Raw genomic sequence first — 21,006 nt, 5'->3', positions numbered from 1 at the left:
ATACTGGGATTGAACCAGTGACCCCTACCGTGTCAAGGTAGTGCTCTCCCGCTGAGCTAATCGCGCCTGGTGTGGCGGTCCTGCAGCAGACCCCGAAGGGCCCGACGTGCGCGATACTGGGATTGAACCAGTGACCCCTACCGTGTCAAGGTAGTGCTCTCCCGCTGAGCTAATCGCGCCTGGTGTGGCGGTCCTGCAGCAGACCCCGAAGGATCCGACGTGCGCGATACTGGGATTGAACCAGTGACCCCTACCGTGTCAAGGTAGTGCTCTCCCGCTGAGCTAATCGCGCGGGGAGGTCGGCCGGTCGAACCGGTCGAACCTCTTGGAGGTGGAGACGGGATTTGAACCCGTGTAGACGGCTTTGCAGGCCGTTGCCTCGCCTCTCGGCCACTCCACCAGGCAACACTCGAAGAACGATCTTACACTGTTCTCCATCGAGCGGACGACGAGATTCGAACTCGCGACCCTCACCTTGGCAAGGTGATGCTCTACCAACTGAGCCACGTCCGCCTGTCTCCCGGGGGCTTCACCGCTTTTCTTCGGCTGCGCTCCCTGGCGACGTGTTGAACTCTAGCGGATTCCCGGGCCAGCTAAAAATCCGTTCCCGCAGCGTGCCGCGGGGGTGCCTCCGGAGCGCCGTGCCGCGGGGCCGCCGTCCCCCACCTGCGGCGCACCCCGACGGTCAGCCGCAGGTCACCCGGCGCACACCCGCGCGACGCCCACAGCTGCTCACGCCCCCCCGCAGCAGCTCGACCTCCGTTCGCGCCCCCGACCTACACTTCAGGCACCGCAGCCCAGCCACCCCGCGCAGGAGAACCGTGTCCGGCCACCCCGTCCCCCACAGCCCGCTCGCCCGCTTCGGCGGCCGCATCGCCACCGGGCTGCGTGACGTCACCTCGGACCCGGCCGCCCTGGACTCCGCCGGCTTCTGGGCCGTCGCCCACGACTTCGAGGGCCGCCTCACCTGCGCCCGCTTCGACGACGTCCGCCCCGCCCCCGTACCCCCGTCCGGTGCCGGCTGGCTCGGCCCGGCCGCCGGCAGCTGGCACAGCTCCCTGGACCGTGCCGCCTACGAGGCCGGCGTCCGCCGCGTCCGCGACCACATCGCGGCCGGCGAGGTCTACCAGGCCAACCTCTGCCGCGTCCTCTCCGCACCGCTGCCGGACCGGGCCCGTACCGACATCGACGCCCTCACCGGTCTGCTCGCGCGCGGCAACCCCGCCCCCTACGCGGGCACGATCCGGATTCCCGGGCACGGCGTCGAGATCGCGACCGCCTCGCCCGAGCTCTACCTGCGCCGCGACGGCCGCACCGTCTCCTCCGGCCCGATCAAGGGCACCGGCCGCACCGAGGACGACCTGCTGGAGAAGGACCACGCCGAGAACGTGATGATCGTCGACCTGGTCCGCAACGACCTCGGCCGGGTCTGCGACACCGGCACCGTCACCGTTCCCGACCTCTGTGTCGTCGAGAAGCACCCCGGACTGGTCCACCTGGTCTCCACCGTCCAGGGCACCCTGCGCGCGGACGCCGGCTGGCCCGAGCTCCTCGACGCGACCTTCCCGCCCGGCTCCGTCACCGGCGCCCCCAAGTCCAGCGCACTGCGGATCATCGAGGCCCTGGAGACCGCCCCGCGCGGCCCCTACTGCGGCGCCGTCGGCTGGGTCGACGCCGACCGGGGCGAGGCCGAACTCGCCGTCGGCATCCGGACGTTCTGGATCGACCGGAACGACCCCGACGCGCCCGTGCTGCGCTTCGGCACCGGCGCGGGCATCACCTGGGGCTCCGACCCCGCGCGCGAGTGGGCGGAAACCGAACTGAAGGCCGCCCGCCTGGTCGCGATAGCTTCGGGCACCGAAACCGACTGAAGCGGGACGAACGCCCCCGGGCCGCCATCGGCCCGGGCCCACCGCACCACCCAACCGTCTTGAGGAGCAGCCCTCGATGCAACACCCCACCAAGAGCTGGGTCAACGGCTCACTCGTCGACTCCGCCGACGCCGCCCTGTCCGTCCTCGACCACGGACTCACCACGGGCGACGGCGTCTTCGAGACCATGAAGGCCGTCGACGGCCGGGCCTTCGCCGTCACCCGCCACCTCGACCGGCTCACCCGCTCCGCCCGCGGCCTCGGCCTGCCCGATCCCGACCACGACCTGGTCCGCGCGGCCTGCGCCCAGGTGCTGGCCGCCAACCCGATGCCGCTCGGCCGGCTGCGCCTCACCTACACCGGCGGCCTCGCCCCGCTCGGCTCCGAGCGCGGCGACGGCGCCCCCACGTTGGTCGTCTCCCTCGCCGCCGCCGCGCACCGCCCCGACACCACCGCCGTCGCCACCGTCCCGTGGCGCCGCAACGAGCACAGTGCCGTCGCCGGCCTCAAGACCACCTCGTACGCCGAGAACGTCGTCGCGCTCGCCGCCGCCCACCGCGCGCACGCCTCCGAGGCGCTGCTCGCCAACACCGCCGGACAGCTCTGCGAGGGCACCGGCTCCAACGTCTTCGTCGTCCTCGGCGGCCGGCTGCTCACCCCCACCCTCGCCTCCGGCTGCCTGGCCGGCATCACCCGCCGGCTCGTCATCGACTGGTGCGGCGCCGAGGAGACGGACCTGCCGTCGGACGTGCTCCGGGAGGCCGAGGAGATCTTCCTGACCTCCACCCTGCGCGACGTCCAGGCCGTCACCCGGGTCGACGACCGCGAGCTCGCCGGGCCCGGGCCCGTCACCGCCAAGGCGATGGCCGTCTTCGCCGAGCGCAGCGGGGACGACCTCGACCCCTGAGCCCCGCCGTGCCGGCCCCGGACTCCTCGACGGCCCCGGGCGGATAGAACACCCGGACGGCGGGGAAGGGACCACGACATGACCACCACGCTGCGCCCCGAGGGGCCGGAGTCACCCGTCGCCGGCGGTCGCACCAGACGCTGGCAGATCTGCGCCAACGGCCGCCCGGTCGGCGCGCTGCGCACCACATCCGTTCCTCGTGGCCCTCAACTCTGGGGTGAGATATCGGAGTTGGAGGTGACCGAGGGGCGCGGCCGGGGGCGCGGCACCTTCGGTGCGCTGGCGGCCGAGGAGGTGCTCCGCGGTTGGGGCTGCACCCGGGTCGACGCCGACATCCCCGAGGCGGCACAGGTCGGCCGCGCCCTCGCCGTCACCCTGGGCTACACCGAGCGGATGCGGAACATGGCCAAGCGCCTCGACGCCCCGCCCGCGCTGCCGGCCGGCGTCGCCGCGCGCCGGATCGACAGCGCGGACTTCCCGGGGTGGCTGGCCGCCGCGAAGGAGGGCTATCTGTCCGACCTGGTCTCCTCCGGCCTCGGCGCGGAGCAGGCCTGCGCCAAGTCGGACGCCGACCACCTGTCCCTGCTGCCGCAGGGCGCGGACAGCCCCGGGGTGGCCCTGCGCCGGCTGTACGGGGACGCGCCGGACCCGCTGGGCTCGCTCTGGCTGGCCCTGCGGGTCCGGGACCTGCCCGACGGCGCCCCGCTCGCCTGGGTGATGGTCGTCGAGGTGGCCGCGGCGCACCGGGGCGCCGGCCACGGCCGCTCGTTGATGCTGCTCGCCGAACGCGAGTGCCTGGCCGCCGGAGTGCGCGACCTCGGGCTCAACGTGTTCACCGGGAACGGGGTCGCGATCCGGCTCTACGAGTCGCTCGGCTACCGGATCACCAACCGGGTCTACGGCAAGCCGCTGACCTGACCGTGCGTCAGGAGGCCTTCGAGGCCTCGACGGCGGCGACGATCCGGGCCCGCAGGCCGTCCTGGCTCTGCCCGCCGTCCAGTCGCTGCCCGCCGATCACATACGTCGGGGTGCCCTGCACCCCGATCGCCTTCCCCTCGGCCTGGTCGGCGTCCACGATCAGCGTGTGCCGGCCGTCGACCAACGCGGTGTCGACCTCCTCGGCGTCCACTCCCACCGCGCGGGCGACCTCCAGCAGCACGTCCTCGCCGCGCGCCGAGAGGTCGTCGACCCGCTCCAGCAGCGCCTCGACGTACGGCCATCCCAGGCCTTGGGCGAACGCCTCCTCGGCAGCCTGCGCCGCGGCGTACGCGTGCTTGTGCTTCTCCAGCGGGAAGTGGCGCAACTCGACGACGAGCGCGTCGCCGTACCGCTCGCGCAGCGCTCGTACGTCGTCCAGGGCCGTACGGCAGTCCGGGCACTGGAGCTCGCACCAGAACTCAAGACGGGGGAGGGAACCTTCGATCATGCTCCCAGTGTTCCACTAGTGGGTCCCACGCCGTCCCGGCGGTGGGCCCGGGCGCCGGCCGGAAGCGACGGGAGGTCCGATCCGATGACCAGGACGACTGGACGTGACGGAGCGCGGCCGTGTTGACGGCGGCGGTCTCTTTGGTGCTCACCGCCGGAGGCGTGGCGGTCGCGGGTCTGCGCGCCTACCGCCGGCGCTATCTCTCCGCGACCCGCTGGTTCGCCGTGGCGCTGCTGCCGGTCGGGCTCTATCTGACCGGTCTGTTCCCCGTGGCCCGCACGATCGGCAGTGAGTTCGCCGACTGGGCGACGAAGCTGGTGTTCGACCCCCGGGTCTGGACGGGCATCGTGCTGCTGGCGGTCTCGGCCGCGCTGCTGCTCGCCACCCGCTGGGTGGGCCGCCGCCGGGCGGTGGATGCCACCGGCGACGGCCGGGCCGTCACCGGGCCCGCCCCGGGGCGGGCTGCCGTCACCGGGGCGCCGGCCGGCTCGGGGGCCGCCGCCCCGAAGAGCGCCGCCCCGAAGGCCGCGGGCCCGAAGAGCGGCCCGAAGGCGGGGCAGCAGGACGACGGCCTGGGTGATTTCTCCGACATCGAGGAGATCCTGCGCCGCCGCGGCATCTGACCGTGCCGGGCACGGCCCCGGCGGGGAGGGTGCCGGCCGGGAGGGCTCAGGCGGAGGTCACGGCCTCCGCCGAGCGCTGGCGCGCCCGGTAGGCGGCGACGTGCAGCCGGTTGCCGCAGGTCCGGCTGTCGCAGTACCGCCGTGAGCGGTTGCGCGAGAGGTCCACGAAGACACGGGCGCAGTCCGGCGCCTCGCAGCGGCGCAGCCGCTCGCGCTCGCCCGCCGTGAGGATGAACGCCAGTGCCATGCCCAGCTCGGCCGCGAGGTGGTCGCGCAGCGCGGCGTGCGGGGCGAAGTAGTGGATGTGCCAGCCGTGGTGGTCGTGGTTGGTCAGTCGCGGCGTGGTGCCGGCGGCCGCGACCAGCGCGTTGACCAGTTCGGCGGCCTCCGCCGTGGACTCGGTGCCGAACACCTCCCGCAGCCGGGTGCGCAGCTCGTGCACCGTGCGCAGGTCGTTCTCGGTCAGCGAGTCGATCTCGCTGATCTCCTGGCGGATCACGAAGGCGTCCAGCGCGGCCACGTCGGGCAGCAGCTCGCTGCCGCACACCTCGGGCGCGGTGTTGAGCAGCTCGACGAGGATGCTCAGCGCGCACTCGGTGTCATGGGTGATCAGCACGTGGGGGCTCCTCACGCGGAGGGGGCCGTCGGCACCCCGCGTCTACGGTCAGTCTCAGACCTTACCGGGCCCCGCGGCGGCGGGCCGCCGCTTCGTTCGAAGGGGTGTACGGATCACGCCAGGGCGTGCGGGTCGGCCGTGGCGCTGGTCGCGCCGTCCGGTTCGCCGCGCGGTCGCGGCGACCACGCGCCCGCTCCCCGCGGCGCGGTGCCGCCCGCGGGAGAGCGCGTCGGGAAACCAGTGGCGCCCGGCAGCGAGGCCGGCCACCCGTACGGATGGCCGGCTCCGGTGCCGGGCGCCTGCGGTGCTGAGGCCCGCCCCGATGGAGGCGAACCGTTTCACCGGCCCCGAGACCGCGTCGTGCGCGGCTGAGTCGTGCTGCCGTGCCCCCGAGTAGGACGGCTGCGGTGGCGGCAGGGGGTTACGGCCCCGCTGTCGGCGGGGCGTGACCGCCTCCGGGTGGGGTCAGCTTTCGGCGAGGATGTGGGACAGCTCCCGGTCGAGGTCGAAGTGACGATGTTCGGTGCCGGGTGGCACGGCGGCGTCCGTCCGCTTGAGAAACGACTCAAGCGCTCGGGCCGGGGCCTCCAGCAGGGCTTCTCCTTCCGGAGAGCTCAGCGCGATGCAGACCACCCCTTGCCCGTGGCTGCGCGACGGCCAGACCCGGACGTCGCCGGTGCCGGTGGGTCGGTGCAGCCCCTCCGCAAGGAGATCTCGGGCGAACACCCACTCCACGGTCTCGTCGGCGCCGGTGTGGAACGTGGCGTGCACGGCATAGGGGTCGGCGGTGTCGTAGCGCAGGCCCGCGGGGACGGGCAGTGAGGACTCGCTGGACACGATGAGGCGCAGGTGCAGCTCGCAGCTGACCGTGGTGTTCATAAGCGCCATGGCCTTTCGCTCAGTGTGCGCTCGGGGAATCGCACGTCGGCGAACGGACCATCCCACCTCCACGACCGATGTAAACCCCTCTGTCCCGATTCGGGGCCGAGTCGTACCCCTTACGGCGCATTGCGGAATCGGCACGGAGTGCCCGGCGGGGCATTACCGGGCCACTTCTCGGTTAGTTTCCTGGCATGACTGTGCGAAGCGACAAGGCGCGCGGGAACGCGGGCGGGAACACGAGAACGGGTGATGCGGTCGTGCCGGACGACTCGGGGGTACACGCGCCGGACGGGGGCGAGGGCGGGACGGGCGCGGACGGCGGCCGTCCGCTGGGCTCGCGCGCGCCGCACTTCATCCGGCGGTCCAGGCCGCTGCACCTGAGCTGGCAGGTGGCCGTCTTCCTGGTCGGCCTGGCGGTGGTGGTGGCCGGCGTGATCATGCTGCCGCTGCCCGGTCCCGGCTGGGTGGTCATCTTCCTGGGCATGGGCATCTGGGCGACCGAGTTCGTCTGGGCCCAGCTGGCCCTTCGGTGGACCCGCCGCAAGGTGGCCGAGGCGGCCCAGAAGGCGATGGACCCGAGGGTCCGCCGCCGCAACATCACCCTCACCGCGATCGGCCTGGCGGTGATCGCCGGGATCGGCGGCTGGTACCTCTGGAAGTACGGGATCACCATGCCCTGGAAGATCGACCGGAGCTGACCCGGCCGGCGGCAACCGGTGGCGGCCCGTTCGGGTGACGGGCCGGGGAGGGGAGCCCGGGACGGGGGTGTTCGGAGCACCCCGGGAGATGCGGTAATGTTTTCCCTGCACCCGGGCGATTAGCTCAGCGGGAGAGCACTTCGTTCACACCGAAGGGGTCACTGGTTCGATCCCAGTATCGCCCACCGGAATGCATTGTGATATGTGAGGCCCAGTCGATTATCGGCTGGGCCTCACATGTATTTCCGTAATCCCCGGTGAACTGCTGCCGGGGAATCGGACTGAGGCGCAGTCACCTTCCGTGCGGAGCGCGAGTTCTGCGGATGTGTCAGCCGTCCGGCCGGATGCGAGTTGTACGGCACCCCCCGAATGGTGCTACTGTTCATCTCGTTGCCCGGGCGATTAGCTCAGCGGGAGAGCACTTCGTTCACACCGAAGGGGTCACTGGTTCGATCCCAGTATCGCCCACCGGACAGCAGACAGGCCCTGATCGGGAGACCGATCGGGGCCTGTCGCATGGGTGCGTTCGTAGGCCGACCGACCGGGCGGCCGCCACCGGGGCCCGGTCACTACGCCGCGATCTCGCAGCGGTGCTCCGCCGACAACCGCCGCCCGCAGCCGCAGCGGGCCGGGCGCAACGGCCAGGAGAGGTCCACCCGCTCCTGGGCCCCCGAGCGGTCGAACCAGTTCTGCAGCCCCCGGGCCTGTGCCGCGTGCCAGACCGCCTGCCGCAGGTGCAGCTCGGCCGCCGACAGCCCGCCCAGCGCCGCGGGGTAGCGCGTGCCGATCGTGCGGACCAGCCCCAGCGCCGCCGTCGCGTCGGCCGCGGCGTCGTGGGCCCCGGTCAGCTCCACCCCGTAGTGCGCGCACAGGTCGGTCAGCGTGCGCCGGCCCTTGCGGTAGCGGTCCACGTGCTTGTCCAGCACCCGGGGGTCGAGCACCAGCAGCCCGGTCGGGCCCAGCACGTCCGCCAGCGCGGTGGCCCGATGGCGGCGCAACTCCCGGTCCAGCAGCGTCAGGTCGTACGGCGCGTTCATCACCACCACCGGGCGCCCGGCGCGCGCCTGCTCGGCGAGGGCGCGGGCGACCTCCGCCACCACCGTCGGGGCCGGGCGGCCGTGCGCGCGGACCCGCTCGTCGCCGATGCCGTGGATCGCGCGGGCGCCGTCGGGTATCGGCACGCCGGGGTCGGCCAGCCAGCAGGTGGTCTGCGGGGGTGCGCCCGGGCTGAGTTGGACGACCAGGGCGGCCGAGACGATCCGGTCGGTCTCGACGTTCACGCCGGTGGTCTCGGTGTCGAAGGAGGCGAGCGGGCCGGTGTACCAGTGCTGCTGCATGACTGCCCCTCAGGTACTGCGTTCCGTTCCCTTGATACCGCCCCTGACGCCCGTTCAACCGTTTGGCGGTGTCCGGGCCGGGCACCCTGCGGTCAGATGCCCTGTTCGAATCCGGACGGGCCCGGGGCCGGGGGAGGCTACGGGGCGATGACGCTGACAGAGCCGCAGCCCGAGGAGGCGGCGGCCGTCCTGCGGGGCGATCTGGCCGTGACGGCCTGCATGGAGACCCTGCAGGTCGGCTATCTGCACGCGGTGGTGGCGGCGGCGGGCTGCTCGCTGTCCCAGCCCTTCCCCGACAACGGCATCGACTGGCAGGTCAGCCACGGCTCGCGCGACCACGCGGTGGACGACGAGGTCACCATCAAGATCCAGCTCAAGGCCACCCAGCAGATCGCGCCCGGTCCGCGCGGCCCGTTCTTCAGCTTCACCCTGGACAACGACCACCTGCGCAAACTGGCGCGGGCGCGGGTCGCGGTGCCCAGGATCCTCGTCGTGATGCTGCTGCCGCGCCGGGTCGAGCGCTGGCTGTCGGCCGGGCCGGACGCGCTGGAGCTGCGGCATTGCTGCTACTGGGTCAACCTGGCCGGCCACCCGGTCACCGGGCAGCGGCGGACCAACGTCCGGGTGCCCACCGCGAAGGTCTTCGACGACCGGGCACTGTGCGACATCATGGCGCGGGTCGGTGCGGGCGGCAGCCCGTGACGGCCCGGCCCCGGCGGGGAGGAGCAGGACCATGACGCTGCCACACGGGCCGCAGGAGGCCGTCCGGGCGCTGCCCGACCCGGCGGCCGTCGACCCGGCGGTGCTCGCCACCCTGCTCGCCCGGCACGGCTGGGTCCGGCGCGGCGGCCCCTCGGCCCGGTACGGCCGGTGGACACCCCCGGGCGACTCCGACCCCGGCACCAGTCTGCTGGTGCCGGCCGCCGGGGGTTTCGACGACGCCGTCGAGCTGCTCGCCGACGCCGTCACCGCGCTGTCGCGCTCGCGCAGCCCGTCCGCCCGCTCGATCCTGCTCGCGCTGACGGTGCCCGGGGACGAGCTGCGGTGGCGGCGCGAGCTGCCGGGACCGGCCCACGCCACGCCCTGGGACGACGCCGAGCGGCTCCAGCGGGCGGCCCGGGCGATGCTCGCCGCCGGGGCCAAGGCGGGGCGGAGCAGGGCCGCCTACTTCGGCGCCCGGCTGGACACCTGGGCCGGGGACTTCCTGGAGCAGGTGCTGGTGGTCGGCGGCGGCCCGGTGGCGGACAGCGGCGCCGGGCTCACCGCGTACACCCCCGCGCCCGAGGGACGGGTCGTGGTCACCACCCTGGTCCGCGCGCTGGAGGCGCTGCGGGACGCCGTGGACTACCGCCGGGTCAGCGGGGGCCCGGAGGCCTTCGAGAACGCGGTGCAGGCCGGGGTCAGCCGGGAGCTGGTGCAGTCCGTCGAGGAACTGGTGCGCGGCGCGACGGCGGCGCAGCTGACCGTCGCCTGGTCGGCCGCCGCCGGCCCGCCCGGCGGCTTCGGCGACCGGCGGATCGCGCTGGAGTTCTCGCCCGGGGACCTGCCCGCGCTGGAGGAGGCCGCCGCCCTGCTGGAGCGGATCGAACCGGCGGTCGCGGTCACCGTGGTCGGCCTGGTCGTCCGGCTCAAGCGCGCGGACCCGGCCGGGCCGGGCAGCGTCCGGCTGAAGGTGCTCGGCGGCGCGGAGGTCAGCGAGGTGCGGGTGCGGCTCGTCGACCGGGCCTACCGGGTGGCCGTCGAAGCCCATCTGGCGGGCGCCCCGGTGCGGGTCAGCGGCCGGTTGGAGCGGCGCGGCGGTTTCCGGCGGCTCACCCACCCGGGCGCCCTGGAACCGTGCGGCCTGGAGGAGGACGAGCGGGAGCGGCTGCTGAAGACCCTGGGAGAAGGGGGACCGGGGGCATAGGTGCACGGCGGGTCCGGCGCTCTCGGTACCATCGTCACGCGCAGCGCAGTGTTGCGTCCTATGAATCCAGCACGTCAGGAGAGACCGGTGACGGACGTCCGGGTAATCATCAACCGCGAACCCGATCGGGAAGAGCGCGTGGTGACCACGGGCACTACGGCCGCCGAGCTCTTCGCCGACGACCGCTCGATCATCGCCGCCCGCGTCGGCGGCCGGCTCAAGGACCTCGCGTACGCCGTGCAGGACGGCGACGAGGTCGAGCCGGTCGAGATCGGCAGCAAGGACGGCCTGGACATCCTGCGCCACTCCACCGCGCACGTCATGGCCCAGGCCGTGCAGCAGCTCTTCCCGGAGGCCAAGCTCGGCATCGGCCCGCCGGTCAAGGACGGCTTCTACTACGACTTCGACGTCGAGAAGCCGTTCCACCCCGATGACCTCAAGGCCATCGAGAAGAAGATGCAGGAGATCATCAAGCGGGGCCAGAAGTTCTCCCGCCGGGTGGTCACCGACGAGGCCGCCGCCGAGGAGCTGGCCGCCGAGCCGTACAAGCTGGAGCTGATCGGCCTCAAGGGCTCCGCCGCCACCGCCGGCGAGGGCGCCGACGTCGAGGTCGGCGCGGGCGAGCTGACCATCTACGACAACGTGGACGCCAAGACCGGCGAGCAGTGCTGGGGCGACCTCTGCCGCGGCCCGCACCTGCCGTCCACCCGGATGATCCCGGCGTTCAAGCTGATGCGCAACGCGGCCGCCTACTGGCGCGGCAGCGAGAAGAACCCGATGCTGCAGCGCATCTACGGCACCGCCTGGCCGACCAAGGACGAGCTGAAGGCGCACCTCGACTTCCTGATCGAGGCCGAGAAGCGCGACCACCGCAAGCTCGGCAACGAGCTCGACCTCTTCTCCATCCCGGAGGAGATCGGCTCCGGCCTCGCCGTCTTCCACCCCAAGGGCGGCATCATCCGCCGCGCGATGGAGGACTACTCGCGCAAGCGGCACGAGGACGAGGGCTACGAGTTCGTCTACACCCCGCACGCCACCAAGGGGAAGCTCTTCGAGAAGAGCGGCCACCTCGACTGGTACGCCGACGGTATGTACCCGCCCATGCAGCTCGACGAGGGCGTGGACTACTACCTGAAGCCCATGAACTGCCCGATGCACAACCTGATCTTCGACGCGCGCGGCCGTTCCTACCGTGAACTGCCGCTGCGCCTCTTCGAGTTCGGGACGGTGTACCGGTACGAGAAGTCCGGTGTGGTGCACGGCCTGACCCGGGCCCGCGGCTTCACCCAGGACGACGCGCACATCTACTGCACCCGTGAGCAGATGGCGGAGGAGCTCGACTCCACGCTGACCTTCGTGCTCAACCTGCTGCGCGACTACGGTCTGACCGACTTCTACCTGGAGCTCTCCACCAAGGATCCGGTCAAGTACGTCGGATCGGACGAGGCCTGGGAGGAGGCCACCGCGGTGCTCGCGAGCGTGGCCGAGAAGCAGGGCCTGCCGCTGGTCCCGGACCCGGGCGGCGCGGCCTTCTACGGCCCGAAGATCTCGGTCCAGGCGCGGGACGCCATCGGCCGCACCTGGCAGATGTCGACCATCCAGCTGGACTTCAACCTGCCCGAGCGCTTCGACCTGGAGTACACGGCGGCGGACGGCTCGCGCCAGCGGCCGGTCATGATCCACCGGGCGCTGTTCGGCTCGATCGAGCGGTTCTTCGCGGTGCTGCTGGAGCACTACGCCGGCGCCATGCCGCCGTGGCTGGCCCCGGTCACCGTGACCGGCATCCCGATCACCGACGAGCACGTGCCGTACCTGCTGGAGGTCGCGGCCGAGCTGAAGAAGCGCGGGATCCGGGTCGAGGTGGACACCTCGGACGACCGGATGCAGAAGAAGATCCGCAACGCCCAGAAGACCAAGGTGCCGTTCATGCTGATCGCCGGCAACGACGACGTCGAGGCGGGCGCGGTGTCCTTCCGCTACCGCAACGGCGAGCAGAAGAACGGCGTGCCGGTCGCGGACGCCGTCGCCGAGATCGTGGACGCCGTGGAGCGCCGCGTCCAGGTGTGACGCCGGGAACGGCACCCGGTGCGGGGCAGTCTCCCCAGGGAGTCTGCCCCGCACTGCTTTGCAAGCCACGCCGTACGAATATGCTGATCAGCATGACGACTGAGCCGGAACTGCAGCGGGGCGTCGGTGAGCCGGACGGCTTCCGCCGCCTGTGGACCCCCCATCGGATGGCCTACATCCAGGGCGAGAACAAGCCCACCGGCCCGGCTCCGGACGACGGTTGTCCGTTCTGCTCGATCCCGTCGCTGAGCGACGAGGACGGGCTGGTCGTCGCTCGTGGCGGCGCCGTGTTCGCGGTGCTGAACCTGTACCCGTACAACGGCGGGCACCTGATGGTGGTCCCGTACCGGCACGTCGCGGACTACACCGAGCTGGACGAGGCGGAGACGGCCGAGCTGGCGGTGTTCACCAAGAAGGCGATGGCGGCGCTGCGGGCGGCCTCGGGGGCGCACGGGTTCAACATCGGGATGAACCAGGGCGCGGCGGCCGGTGCCGGGATCGCGGCGCACCTGCACCAGCACGTGGTGCCGCGCTGGGGCGGGGACACCAACTTCATGCCGGTGGTCGGCCACACCAAGGTGCTGCCGCAGCTGCTGGCGGACACCCGCAAGATGCTGGCCGAGGCCTGGCCGCGGGGCTGAGCCCGGCGAACACGCGTGGGGCCCCGCCGGATTCCTCCGGCGGGGCCCCACGCGTCGTGCCGGTCAGCCCGCGTCGTACTGGTCGACCTTGTAGGGCCGGGTGCCCTGGGCCTCGGACTTGATGATCGAGGCGCGGTTCTTGAAGAAGCGCTCGGTGTCGAGGTCGTGCTCCTCCAGGAACTCCAGGACGGCCGCGTGGACGGCGGTGAGCACGGGGGTGGCCGCGTTGAGCGCGTTGTCGGTCATCGACCGGGTGTTCCAGGGCGGTGCGGCCCAGACGTGCCGCATCCCGAACGGCTCGGGCAGGCCGAGGCCGCCGCCGAGCCAGGCGAGCAGGCCGGGGCTGCGGTAGAGGGGTGCGCGGACGGCCTGCCGGACCACCTCGTCGTTGTCGATCAGGGGGAGCTTGACCGTCCGTTCCTCCCAGAACTTCAGGCTCTTCGGGACGGACTTCTCCTTGTCCTTGGGCTTGTCGGAGAAGACGCCGTTGACCGGGCCGAGCGCGTAGCCCGCCACGCTGACGTTCAGGGTGTGCGCGAGCAGGACGACGGTGACGGTGAAGGTGAGGACCAGCTTGCCGTCGTGCGTCACGAACTGGGTGGCCAGATAGTGCCGCGGCCCGCCCGGGAAGGTCTGCTTGTCGGCGATGGTCTGGACGGCGAACTCGCGCATCCGGTCGCCGTCCATGTCGGCGTTGTCGGGCCGGCCGATCTCGTCGGCGCCCTCGCCGACCTCGTAGACCACCCACTGCTTGACCGCGACGTTGGGGATGCCGCTGTTGGCGACCTCGCTGATGCCGAGGCCCTTGAGATGGCCGGCGATCTTGCGGACGAGGTCCCAGGGGTGGAACGCGCGGAAGTCGGCGTGGCCCTCCGCCGGGCGCAGGGCGTCGACCATCTTCCACTCGCCCCAGCGCCGGCCGGCGCCGAGGATGCCCTTGGGGCCGGCGTAGTGCTGGATGTTGGTCTCCTGCTCGCCCTCCAGGCGGCCGAGTTTGGCGCGCAGGTCGGCGGCCTTCTTGTCCAGGTCGTCCCGGGGGACGGCCCGGGGGACGGTGGCGGCGACGGCGTTGCCCTCGACGAGGTCCAGCCAGCGGGCGCGCAGGTCGACGGCGGACGCGACCACGATGCGCTTGGCGAGGTACCAGCCGACCACCGGCGCGAGCATCACGATGCGCAGGTAGACGCCCAACAGGCCGCCGGCGGGCGGCTTGACGGCGAGGAGCACGGCGACGGCGGCGGCCGCGGCGAGCACCAGGGCACCGAAGAAGGCCGCGTTCTTGGGGTTGTCCCGCTTCAGCCAGGCACGCAGCTGGAAGGCGCCGAGCCAGAGCAGGGTGCCGGGCAGGAACAGCACGCCGGTGACGACGGTGACGGTGGTGAGCCTGCGGTCGCGGGCGGCCCGGAGGTCCTCGGCGGCCAGGCAGTGCTCGACGATCTGGCGGGTGTCGATGCCGAAGGACGGGACGAGCGGCTTGCGGTCGCCGCCGAGGGTGCGGCCCACGACGGCGCGGCTGAAGGCCTCACCGAGATTGGGGCGGAAGAGGGCGAAGCGCCCCTTCTTCTCCGTGGCGTGGGTGACCGTCTCGACGAACCCGCGGACCTCGCCGTCGCGGTAGGCGGCCGAGGAGAGCGCCTGGGTGACGGCGGTCTGCGGGCCGGTGTCGGTCCGGGGTATCTGCGCACCCGGGGTCATGTCGAGTGTCGTCACGGTGGCGTCCCCTCCTCCCCTTGTCAGCGGCAGGTTACCGTGCCGCGGTACCGGCGCGCGGATGATCGTCTGAAGTGCCGTCACGTTCGGGCCACGACGGGCTCGTGGGGCATGATGCCCAGCTTTCGGTGGCGCGATACCCCTGTGCGGGAGCGATCCGGCGCAGTGGGGCACGATGGGCGCATGGACCGTACGCAGGGAGTCGTCATGAAGGATCCGGTACTGGTTTTCGACGGGGACTGCGCGTTCTGCACGACGTGTGCCGGTTGGGCGGAGCGGTACCTGCGGCAGACGCTGGCGTCGGGCGGCTGGGAGGCGGTGCCGTTCCAGTTCGCGGACCTGGCGGAGCTGGACGCGCACGCCGGTGGGCACGGTGAGGTGTCCTGGGAGCGCGCCGAGCGCGAGGTGCTCTGGGTGACGCCGGCGGGCCGGGTGTACGGCGGCGCGCAGGCGGTGGCCCGGCTGCTGATGCGTTCGGGCGGGGCCTGGGCGTACCTGGGCGGGGCGCTGGCGCTGGCCCCGGTACGGCCGGTCGCGGGCGTGCTGTACCGCTGGGTGGCGAGGAACCGGCACCGGATGCCGGGGGGTACGCCGGCCTGCGCGCTGCCGCGGCGCTAGGCGGACGGGGCCGGCCGGTCGGCGTACTTCGCCGCGAGGGCGGCGGGCATCGGTTCGTGGCGCAGGTGGGCCCGGGAGAACTCGGCGGTGCCGTGGGTGAGGGAGCGCAGGTCGACGGGGTAGCGGGCGAGTTCGAGATCGGGGACCTCGGCGCGCAGCAGGGTGAGGCCGGGCCCGCCGGTCTCGGTGCCCAGGACCCGGCCGCGGCGGGCGGAGAGGTCGCCGAGGACGGCGCCGAGGTAGTCGTCGGGCAGCAGGACGCTGACGGCCGAGACGGGTTCGAGCAGGCGGATGACAGCGTGCTCGGCGGCGTCGCGCAGGGCGAGGGCGGCGGCGTTCTGGAAGGCGGAGTCCGAGGAGTCGACGGAGTGCGCCTTGCCGTCGGTGAGGGTGACCCGGATGTCGACGAGCGGGTAGCCGGCGCCGACGCCCTTGGCGAGCTGGGCGCGGATGCCCTTCTCGACCGAGGGGATGAAGTGCTTGGGCACGGCGCCGCCGACGACGTGCTCCTGGAACTCGAAGCCGGCGCCGGCCGGCAGCGGTTCGACCTCCAGTTCGCAGATCGCGTACTGGCCGTGCCCGCCGGACTGCTTGACCAGCCGGCCGTGGCCGGCGGCGGCGGTGCCGAAGGTCTCGCGCAGGGCGACCTTCGGCTCGACGGTGTCGACGTGGACGCCGTGCCGGCCGCGGAGCCGGTCGAGGACGACGTCGGCGTGGGCCTCGCCGGTGCACCAGAGGACCAGCTGGTGGGTGTCGGGGTTCTGCTCCAGGCGCAGCGCCGGGTCCTCGGCGGTGAGCCGGGCGAGGGCCTGGGAGAGCCGGTCGTCGTCGGCCTTGCTGTGCGCCTCGATGGCGATCGGCAGCAGTGACTCGGGCAGCGGCCAGCCGTCGAGCTTCACGGGGTGGCCGGGCTCGTGGACGGTGTCGCCGGCGCGGGCGGTGGTGACCTTGGCGGCGCAGACGAGGTCTCCGGCGACGGCGTGCGGCACGGGCCGTTGCAGTTTGCCGAAGGGGCTGGTGAGGCCGGTGACGCGTTCGTCGCCGTCCTGCTCCCCGGGGTGGTCCGGGCCGGACAGGTGGACGCGGGTATCGGGGCGCAGGGTGCCGGCGTAGATCCGCAGCAGGCTGATCCGGCCGACGTAGGCGTCGGCGGTGACGCGCACGACCTGGGCGGCGAGGGGGGCGTCGGGGTCGCAGTCGGGGCCGGGGCGGGTGCGTTCGGTGGGGTCGGGGAACGCGGTGGTGATCAGGTCGAGGAGTTCGGCGGCGCCGAGCCCGCGGTCGGTGGTGGGCAGGGCGGGGTGCAGGGCGCAGGCGAGGACCTCGCGGCGCAGTCCGGCTTCGAGGGCGTCGGTGTCGAGCGGTTCGCCGGCGAGGTAGCGCTCCATCAGGGTGTCGTCCTGGCCGGAGATGGCCTCGACGAGGCTCTCGCGGGCGGGGCCGGTGTCGGGCAGCGGCTCGGCGGCGCCGTAGGCGCGGCCGGTGAGCAGGTCGACGGTGCCGGCCGGGTGGCCGTCGTGGTGGACGGGGAGGAAGAGCGGGCGCAGGGTGTCCGGGCCCAGTCCGAAGGCGTCGTGGCAGGCGGTGAGGATGTCGTCGAAGTCACTGCGGGCGATGTCGAACTTGGCGACGGCGATGGCCCGGGGGATGCCTTCGGCGGCGCACTCGCGCCACAGGGCTCGGGTGGGGTTGGTGACCGGGTCGGTGGCGGAGACGACGAAGACGGCGCCGTCGGCGGCGTGCAGGGCGGCCCGCAGGTCGGCGGTGAAGTCGGGGTGGCCGGGCGGGTCGATCAGGTTGATCTTGACGCCGTTCCATTCGAGGGGGAGCAGCGACAGCTGCACGGAGCGCTGCTGCTGGTGCTCGATCTCCTCGTGGTCGGAGACGGTGTTGCCGTCGGTGACGCGTCCGGCCCGGCCGACCGCGCCGGCGGCGAGGGCGAGGGATTCGGCGAGCGTGGTCTTGCCCACGCCGCCGCAGCCGATGAGGACGACGTTGCGCAGCTGCCCCGGGTCGGTGACGGTGGGCGCCTGGCCGGATCGTGCGGTGCTGCGGTCGGGCATCGGGGTCTCCTCCCGTCGCGCCGAGACTGTCGTGAAAAGTCTAGGGGCGGTCTTCGGGGCGCCGCGTGTCGTGGGGAGCGCGGTGACCGGGTGTGCGCGCCCGTGCGCCGAGGGTGGCGGGTCCGCCGGGCGGGCGGGGCGGCGGGGGCCGGTGGGCGGTGCGGTGCGCTCAGGCGTGTCGTCGGCGTGGCTACCATGGGTGCGCCGGGTGGGCTGATCCGTCCGGCCGTCTGCCGCGCACTCTGCCGCAGGCGGGTACCAGGGAGATCGGAGCGGTCCGGAAGGCCATGCTCAACAAATACGCGCGTGCCTTCTTCACACGTGTCCTGACCCCGTTCGCCGCGTTCCTGATCCGGCTGGGCGTGAGCCCGGACGCGGTGACGCTGATCGGTACCGCCGGGTCGGTGGCCGGTGCGCTGGTGTTCTTCCCGCGTGGGGAGTTCTTCTGGGGCACCATCACGATCACGCTGTTCATCTTCTCGGACCTGGTGGACGGGAACATGGCCCGCCAGCTGGGCCGGACCAGCAAGTGGGGTGCCTTCCTGGACTCCACGCTGGACCGGGTGGCGGACGCGGCGATCTTCGGCGGACTGGCGATGTGGTACGCGGGCCAGGGCGACAACAATCTGCTCTGCGCGGTGGCGATCTTCTGCCTGGCGAGCGGCCTGGTGGTCTCGTACACCAAGGCGCGGGCGGAGAGCCAGGGTCTGCCCTGCGATGTCTCGGGGCTGGTGGAGCGGGCCGAGCGGCTGGTGATCAGCCTGGTCGCGGCCGGCGTCGCGGGCCTGCACACCTTCGGGGTGCCCTACGTGGAGTGGCTGCTGCCGGTCGCGCTGTGGCTGGTGGCCGCGGGCAGTCTGGTCACGGTGGTCCAGCGGATGGTGACGGTGCGCCGGGAGGCGTTCGAGGCCGACCGAGCGGCGGCCGGGAACTGAAGGGGGGCGGGCCTTCGGTGAAGGACCGACTGGTGTACGCGGCCTACGCGTCGGGCTGGGCGGTGCTGCGGCACCTTCCCGAGCCGGCGGCGCGGGGTCTGTTCGACCGGATCGCCGACTTCGCGTGGCGCAGGCGCGGCAAGCGGGTGCTCCAGCTGGAGGCGAATCTGCGGCGGGTCCGTCCGGGGCTGGACGAGGCCGGGCTGCGGGAGCTGTCGCGGGCCGGGATGCGCTCGTACATGCGGTACTGGATGGAGTCCTTCCGGCTGTCGGTGTGGAGCCGGGAGCGGGTGGCGCGCGATGTCCAGGTGGAGGGCTTCGAGCAGCTGCGGGCGGCGATGGAGTCCGGCCGCGGCGCGCTGGCCGCGCTGCCGCACATGGGCAACTGGGACCTCGCGGGCGCCTGGGTGGCGCTGGAGGGGTACCCGTTCACCACGGTCGCGGAGCGGCTGGAGCCAGAGAAGCTGTTCGACCGCTTCGTGGCGTTCCGGGAGAGCCTCGGCATGGAGGTGCTCGCGTTGACCGGCGGCGGGGTGAATGTCGTCGGCACGCTGGCCCGCCGGCTGCGCGAGGGGAAGCTGGTCTGCCTGGTCGGCGACCGGGACCTCTCCGAGGCCGGGATCGAGGTGACCTTCTTCGGTGAGGCGACCAGGATGCCGGCCGGTCCGGCGGCGCTCTGCCAGCGGACCGGGGCGGCGCTGCTGCCGGTCTCGCTCTGGTACGACGGCCCGCTGCTGCGGGTGCGGATCCACCCCGAGGTGCCCGTGCCGGCGGAGGGGGACCGCCGGGAGAAGACCCAGGCGATGGTGCAGGCGATGGCGGACGTCTGGGAGCGGGGCATCCGCGAGCACCCCGAGGACTGGCACATGCTGCAGCGGTTCTGGCTGGCCGACCTGCCGGTCCGTGCGACGGTGGACGAGGCGGCGCTGCCGGCCGGGGCCGGCCACCGGGCCGGGCACCCGGCCGACCCCGCCCGTCCCGCCCCGGCCGGCGAGCCCGCCGCCGAGGCCTCCGGGCCCTGACCCGCCGTACCTACAGGATCACGAGGAACCAGTGAAGATCGGCATCGTCTGCCCGTACGACTGGGACGTTCCCGGCGGGGTGCAGTTCCACATCCGTGACCTGGCCGAGCACCTGATCGGCCTCGGCCACGACGTGTCGGTGCTGGCGCCCGCCGAGGACGACGAGGCGCTGCCGCCGTACGTGGTCTCGGCCGGGCGGGCGGTGGCGGTGCCGTACAACGGCTCGGTGGCGCGGCTGAGCTTCGGCATCCTGTCGGCGGCGAGGGTCCGGCGCTGGCTGAACGAGGGCCGGTTCGACATCCTGCACGTGCACGAGCCGGCCTCGCCGAGCCTGTCGATGCTGGCGGCCTGGTCGGCGTCCGGGCCGATGGTCGGCACCTTCCACACCTCCAACCCGCGTTCGCGGGCGATGATCGCGGCCTCGCCGATCCTCCAGCCGGGCCTGGAGAAGATGCGCGCCCGGATCGCGGTGAGCGAGTACGCCCGGCGGACCCTGGTCGAGCACCTGGGCGGCGACGCGGTGGTGATCCCCAACGGCGTGGACGTCGGGTTCTTCGCGGAGGCGGAGCCGGACGCGCGCTGGACCGGTGGGGCGGCCGCCGGCGAGCCCGGCACGATCGGCTTCATCGGCCGGATCAACGAGCCGCGCAAGGGCCTGCCGACGCTGCTGGCCGCGCTGCCGCGGATCCTGGCCGCGCGGCCGGGGGTGCGGCTGCTGGTGGCCGGCAAGGGTGACGAGGAGGAGGCGGTCGCCGGGCTGGCGCCCGAGGTCCGCGCCCAGGTGGAGTTCCTCGGCATGGTCAGTGACCGGGACAAGGCGCGGCTGCTGCGCAGCGTCGACCTGTACGTGGCGCCGAACACCGGCGGCGAGAGCTTCGGGATCATCCTGGTGGAGGCGATGTCGGCGGGCGCCCCGGTGCTGGCGAGTGACCTGGACGCGTTCAAGCAGGTGCTGGACGGGGGTGACGCGGGGGAGCTGTTCCCGGTCGAGGACGCGGACGCGCTGGCCGCGGCGGCGCTGCGGCTGCTGGGGGACCCGGGCCGGCTGGAGGAGCTGCGCAAGGCGGCGTCCCGGCACGTACGGCGGTTCGACTGGTCGACGGTCGGCGCGGACATCCTGGCGGTGTACGAGACGGTGACGGCCGGCACGGTGGCGGTGGTCGGGGAGGACGAGCGCGGGGGCCGGCGCGGCCGGTTCGGGCTGGCCCGGGACTGACCTGGGCCGTTCCGGGCCGGGCCGGGAATCGACGGGGGCCCCGCGGGGTTGGGGCTGCCGGACCAACCGATCATCGTGACCCCTGGAGGCACCGGATGCCGCAGATCTCCGTCGACTACTCCCCGAGCCTGGCCGGCGCCTTCGACCGCCGGGAGCTGGGCCTGGCCATCAACCGGCTCGTCGTGAAGACCATCGACGCCAGCCCCGGGGCGTGCAAGACGGTCTTCCGCGAGGCGCGGGACTTCGTGGTCGGCGACGGCGACGGCGAGGGCGGTGACGCCCAGGTGTACGTCGAGTTCCAGATCTTCCCGGGCCGCACCCCGGCGGCGAAGGCCGCGCTGAGCGACGCCGTGCTGGCGCTGCTGGCCGAGCGGATCGCGCCCGCGCCGGGCACCCGGCTGTTCACCGCCGTCAACATCGCGGACATCGACCGGGACAGCTACCGCAGTGCCACCGCCGAGGGCTGAT

At 72.9% G+C, this 21,006-nt stretch carries 20 protein-coding genes and 6 tRNA genes; 16 read left to right on the top strand and 10 right to left on the bottom strand.

Annotated features, from left to right (window positions below):
* Nucleotides 1-107: 107 nt before the first annotated feature.
* The 4 genes from ACIQTO_RS13805 to ACIQTO_RS13790 form a co-directional block, all read right to left on the bottom strand.
* Nucleotides 108-179, bottom strand: a tRNA-Val gene (locus ACIQTO_RS13805).
* Nucleotides 180-220: 41 nt separating this feature from the next.
* Nucleotides 221-292 (bottom strand) — tRNA-Val (locus tag ACIQTO_RS13800).
* Between the two features lie 34 nt (nt 293-326).
* Nucleotides 327-400: transfer RNA gene (locus tag ACIQTO_RS13795), tRNA-Cys, on the bottom strand.
* 40 nt (nt 401-440) lie between these two features.
* A tRNA-Gly gene (locus ACIQTO_RS13790) sits at nt 441-513 on the bottom strand.
* Nucleotides 514-821: 308 nt separating this feature from the next.
* Here ACIQTO_RS13790 and ACIQTO_RS13785 point away from each other — a divergent pair.
* From ACIQTO_RS13785 to ACIQTO_RS13775, 3 genes are all read left to right on the top strand, one after another.
* Nucleotides 822-1,871: a chorismate-binding protein gene (locus ACIQTO_RS13785; RefSeq protein ID WP_402387366.1), complete on the top strand. Its 1,050-nt coding sequence runs from the start codon at nt 822-824 to the stop codon at nt 1,869-1,871.
* 76 nt (nt 1,872-1,947) lie between these two features.
* Entirely contained in the window at nt 1,948-2,778 is an 831-nt protein-coding gene (locus tag ACIQTO_RS13780) for an aminotransferase class IV (protein WP_402387364.1), read from the top strand.
* A 78-nt stretch (nt 2,779-2,856) separates the two neighbouring features.
* A complete protein-coding gene (locus ACIQTO_RS13775) occupies nt 2,857-3,696 on the top strand; it encodes a GNAT family N-acetyltransferase (protein ID WP_402387361.1) in 840 nt (279 codons plus the stop codon).
* A gap of 7 nt (nt 3,697-3,703) precedes the next feature.
* Here ACIQTO_RS13775 and ACIQTO_RS13770 read toward each other — a convergent pair whose 3' ends face one another.
* Nucleotides 3,704-4,204, bottom strand: a complete 501-nt coding sequence (locus ACIQTO_RS13770) for a DsbA family protein (protein WP_402387358.1) — start codon at nt 4,202-4,204, stop codon at nt 3,704-3,706.
* Nucleotides 4,205-4,323: 119 nt separating this feature from the next.
* Between ACIQTO_RS13770 and ACIQTO_RS13765 the strand changes: the two genes are divergently transcribed.
* Nucleotides 4,324-4,827 carry a hypothetical protein gene (locus ACIQTO_RS13765; protein ID WP_402387355.1) on the top strand — a complete coding sequence of 168 codons (504 nt, stop codon included), beginning with the start codon at nt 4,324-4,326 and terminating at the stop codon, nt 4,825-4,827.
* A 46-nt stretch (nt 4,828-4,873) separates the two neighbouring features.
* On the opposite strand, the gene ACIQTO_RS13760 is transcribed toward ACIQTO_RS13765, so the two are convergent.
* Complete coding sequence (locus ACIQTO_RS13760; protein WP_402387352.1) at nt 4,874-5,443, bottom strand: CGNR zinc finger domain-containing protein; 570 nt, start codon at nt 5,441-5,443, stop codon at nt 4,874-4,876.
* A gap of 465 nt (nt 5,444-5,908) precedes the next feature.
* Nucleotides 5,909-6,322 (bottom strand): SsgA family sporulation/cell division regulator, encoded by a 414-nt coding sequence (locus ACIQTO_RS13755; RefSeq protein ID WP_030056266.1) that lies wholly within the window; start codon nt 6,320-6,322, stop codon nt 5,909-5,911.
* Between the two features lie 194 nt (nt 6,323-6,516).
* Between ACIQTO_RS13755 and ACIQTO_RS13750 the strand changes: the two genes are divergently transcribed.
* The 3 genes from ACIQTO_RS13750 to ACIQTO_RS13740 all read left to right on the top strand — a co-directional run bounded on the left by ACIQTO_RS13750 (nt 6,517) and on the right by ACIQTO_RS13740 (nt 7,491).
* Nucleotides 6,517-7,023 carry a TIGR02611 family protein gene (locus ACIQTO_RS13750; protein WP_402387349.1) on the top strand — a complete coding sequence of 169 codons (507 nt, stop codon included), beginning with the start codon at nt 6,517-6,519 and terminating at the stop codon, nt 7,021-7,023.
* 113 nt (nt 7,024-7,136) lie between these two features.
* Nucleotides 7,137-7,208 (top strand) — tRNA-Val (locus ACIQTO_RS13745).
* Between the two features lie 211 nt (nt 7,209-7,419).
* Nucleotides 7,420-7,491, top strand: a tRNA-Val gene (locus ACIQTO_RS13740).
* 101 nt (nt 7,492-7,592) lie between these two features.
* Here the strand turns inward: ACIQTO_RS13740 and ACIQTO_RS13735 are convergent.
* Nucleotides 7,593-8,360 carry an exonuclease domain-containing protein gene (locus tag ACIQTO_RS13735; RefSeq protein WP_402387347.1) on the bottom strand — a complete coding sequence of 256 codons (768 nt, stop codon included), beginning with the start codon at nt 8,358-8,360 and terminating at the stop codon, nt 7,593-7,595.
* A gap of 147 nt (nt 8,361-8,507) precedes the next feature.
* Between ACIQTO_RS13735 and ACIQTO_RS13730 the strand changes: the two genes are divergently transcribed.
* The 4 genes from ACIQTO_RS13730 (at nt 8,508) to ACIQTO_RS13715 (ending at nt 12,974) form a co-directional block, all read left to right on the top strand.
* Nucleotides 8,508-9,062 carry a DUF4365 domain-containing protein gene (locus ACIQTO_RS13730; protein WP_402387344.1) on the top strand — a complete coding sequence of 185 codons (555 nt, stop codon included), beginning with the start codon at nt 8,508-8,510 and terminating at the stop codon, nt 9,060-9,062.
* A 31-nt stretch (nt 9,063-9,093) separates the two neighbouring features.
* Nucleotides 9,094-10,266, top strand: coding sequence for a hypothetical protein (locus ACIQTO_RS13725; protein ID WP_402387341.1), 1,173 nt, complete (start codon nt 9,094-9,096; stop codon nt 10,264-10,266).
* Between the two features lie 87 nt (nt 10,267-10,353).
* Nucleotides 10,354-12,333 (top strand): threonine--tRNA ligase, encoded by a 1,980-nt coding sequence (gene thrS, locus ACIQTO_RS13720; protein WP_402387339.1) that lies wholly within the window; start codon nt 10,354-10,356, stop codon nt 12,331-12,333.
* Nucleotides 12,334-12,413: 80 nt separating this feature from the next.
* A complete protein-coding gene (locus tag ACIQTO_RS13715; protein WP_402387336.1) occupies nt 12,414-12,974 on the top strand; it encodes an HIT family protein in 561 nt (186 codons plus the stop codon).
* Between the two features lie 63 nt (nt 12,975-13,037).
* Here ACIQTO_RS13715 and ACIQTO_RS13710 read toward each other — a convergent pair whose 3' ends face one another.
* Nucleotides 13,038-14,684 (bottom strand): hypothetical protein, encoded by a 1,647-nt coding sequence (locus ACIQTO_RS13710; RefSeq protein WP_402387333.1) that lies wholly within the window; start codon nt 14,682-14,684, stop codon nt 13,038-13,040.
* A 183-nt stretch (nt 14,685-14,867) separates the two neighbouring features.
* Between ACIQTO_RS13710 and ACIQTO_RS13705 the strand changes: the two genes are divergently transcribed.
* Nucleotides 14,868-15,302 (top strand): thiol-disulfide oxidoreductase DCC family protein, encoded by a 435-nt coding sequence (locus tag ACIQTO_RS13705; RefSeq protein WP_402387330.1) that lies wholly within the window; start codon nt 14,868-14,870, stop codon nt 15,300-15,302.
* Here ACIQTO_RS13705 and ACIQTO_RS13700 read toward each other — a convergent pair.
* On the bottom strand, nt 15,299-17,365 hold the full coding sequence (locus ACIQTO_RS13700; protein ID WP_402387327.1) for an elongation factor G-like protein EF-G2: 2,067 nt from the start codon (nt 17,363-17,365) through the stop codon (nt 15,299-15,301). The two genes, ACIQTO_RS13705 and ACIQTO_RS13700, sit on opposite strands and share 4 nt — an antisense overlap.
* Before the next feature lie 287 nt (nt 17,366-17,652).
* Between ACIQTO_RS13700 and pgsA the strand changes: the two genes are divergently transcribed.
* From pgsA to ACIQTO_RS13680, 4 genes are all read left to right on the top strand, one after another.
* The gene (gene pgsA / locus ACIQTO_RS13695; RefSeq protein ID WP_402387324.1) at nt 17,653-18,300 is read left to right on the top strand and encodes a phosphatidylinositol phosphate synthase; all 648 of its coding nucleotides are present in this window, start codon (nt 17,653-17,655) and stop codon (nt 18,298-18,300) included.
* A gap of 17 nt (nt 18,301-18,317) precedes the next feature.
* Entirely contained in the window at nt 18,318-19,322 is a 1,005-nt protein-coding gene (locus tag ACIQTO_RS13690) for a phosphatidylinositol mannoside acyltransferase (RefSeq protein ID WP_402387321.1), read from the top strand.
* A 31-nt stretch (nt 19,323-19,353) separates the two neighbouring features.
* Nucleotides 19,354-20,538: a glycosyltransferase family 4 protein gene (locus ACIQTO_RS13685; protein ID WP_402387318.1), complete on the top strand. Its 1,185-nt coding sequence runs from the start codon at nt 19,354-19,356 to the stop codon at nt 20,536-20,538.
* 95 nt (nt 20,539-20,633) lie between these two features.
* Entirely contained in the window at nt 20,634-21,005 is a 372-nt protein-coding gene (locus ACIQTO_RS13680; RefSeq protein WP_402387315.1) for a 5-carboxymethyl-2-hydroxymuconate Delta-isomerase, read from the top strand.
* Nucleotide 21,006 lies beyond the last annotated feature (1 nt).

This window comes from Kitasatospora sp. NPDC091207 (genome assembly GCF_044768625.1).
GTDB lineage: Bacteria > Actinomycetota > Actinomycetes > Streptomycetales > Streptomycetaceae > Kitasatospora.
The sequence above is the reverse complement of the archived record's forward strand: the minus strand, read 5'-3'. Positions and strand labels throughout refer to the sequence as shown.

Excerpts from the sequence above, each read along its gene's own strand:
- ACIQTO_RS13725 (WP_402387341.1), top strand. The coding sequence starts at position 9,094 with ATGACGCTGCCACACGGGCCGCAGGAGGCCGTCCGGGCGCTGCCCGAC.
- ACIQTO_RS13735 (WP_402387347.1), bottom strand. The coding sequence starts at position 8,360 with ATGCAGCAGCACTGGTACACCGGCCCGCTCGCCTCCTTCGACACCGAG.
- ACIQTO_RS13775 (WP_402387361.1), top strand. The coding sequence starts at position 2,857 with ATGACCACCACGCTGCGCCCCGAGGGGCCGGAGTCACCCGTCGCCGGC.
- pgsA (WP_402387324.1), top strand. The coding sequence starts at position 17,653 with ATGCTCAACAAATACGCGCGTGCCTTCTTCACACGTGTCCTGACCCCG.
- ACIQTO_RS13705 (WP_402387330.1), top strand. The coding sequence starts at position 14,868 with ATGGACCGTACGCAGGGAGTCGTCATGAAGGATCCGGTACTGGTTTTC.
- ACIQTO_RS13755 (WP_030056266.1), bottom strand. The coding sequence starts at position 6,322 with ATGAACACCACGGTCAGCTGCGAGCTGCACCTGCGCCTCATCGTGTCC.
- ACIQTO_RS13770 (WP_402387358.1), bottom strand. The coding sequence starts at position 4,204 with ATGATCGAAGGTTCCCTCCCCCGTCTTGAGTTCTGGTGCGAGCTCCAG.
- ACIQTO_RS13680 (WP_402387315.1), top strand. The coding sequence starts at position 20,634 with ATGCCGCAGATCTCCGTCGACTACTCCCCGAGCCTGGCCGGCGCCTTC.
- ACIQTO_RS13780 (WP_402387364.1), top strand. The coding sequence starts at position 1,948 with ATGCAACACCCCACCAAGAGCTGGGTCAACGGCTCACTCGTCGACTCC.
- ACIQTO_RS13715 (WP_402387336.1), top strand. The coding sequence starts at position 12,414 with ATGCTGATCAGCATGACGACTGAGCCGGAACTGCAGCGGGGCGTCGGT.
- ACIQTO_RS13730 (WP_402387344.1), top strand. The coding sequence starts at position 8,508 with ATGACGCTGACAGAGCCGCAGCCCGAGGAGGCGGCGGCCGTCCTGCGG.
- ACIQTO_RS13700 (WP_402387327.1), bottom strand. The coding sequence starts at position 17,365 with ATGCCCGACCGCAGCACCGCACGATCCGGCCAGGCGCCCACCGTCACC.
- ACIQTO_RS13750 (WP_402387349.1), top strand. The coding sequence starts at position 6,517 with ATGACTGTGCGAAGCGACAAGGCGCGCGGGAACGCGGGCGGGAACACG.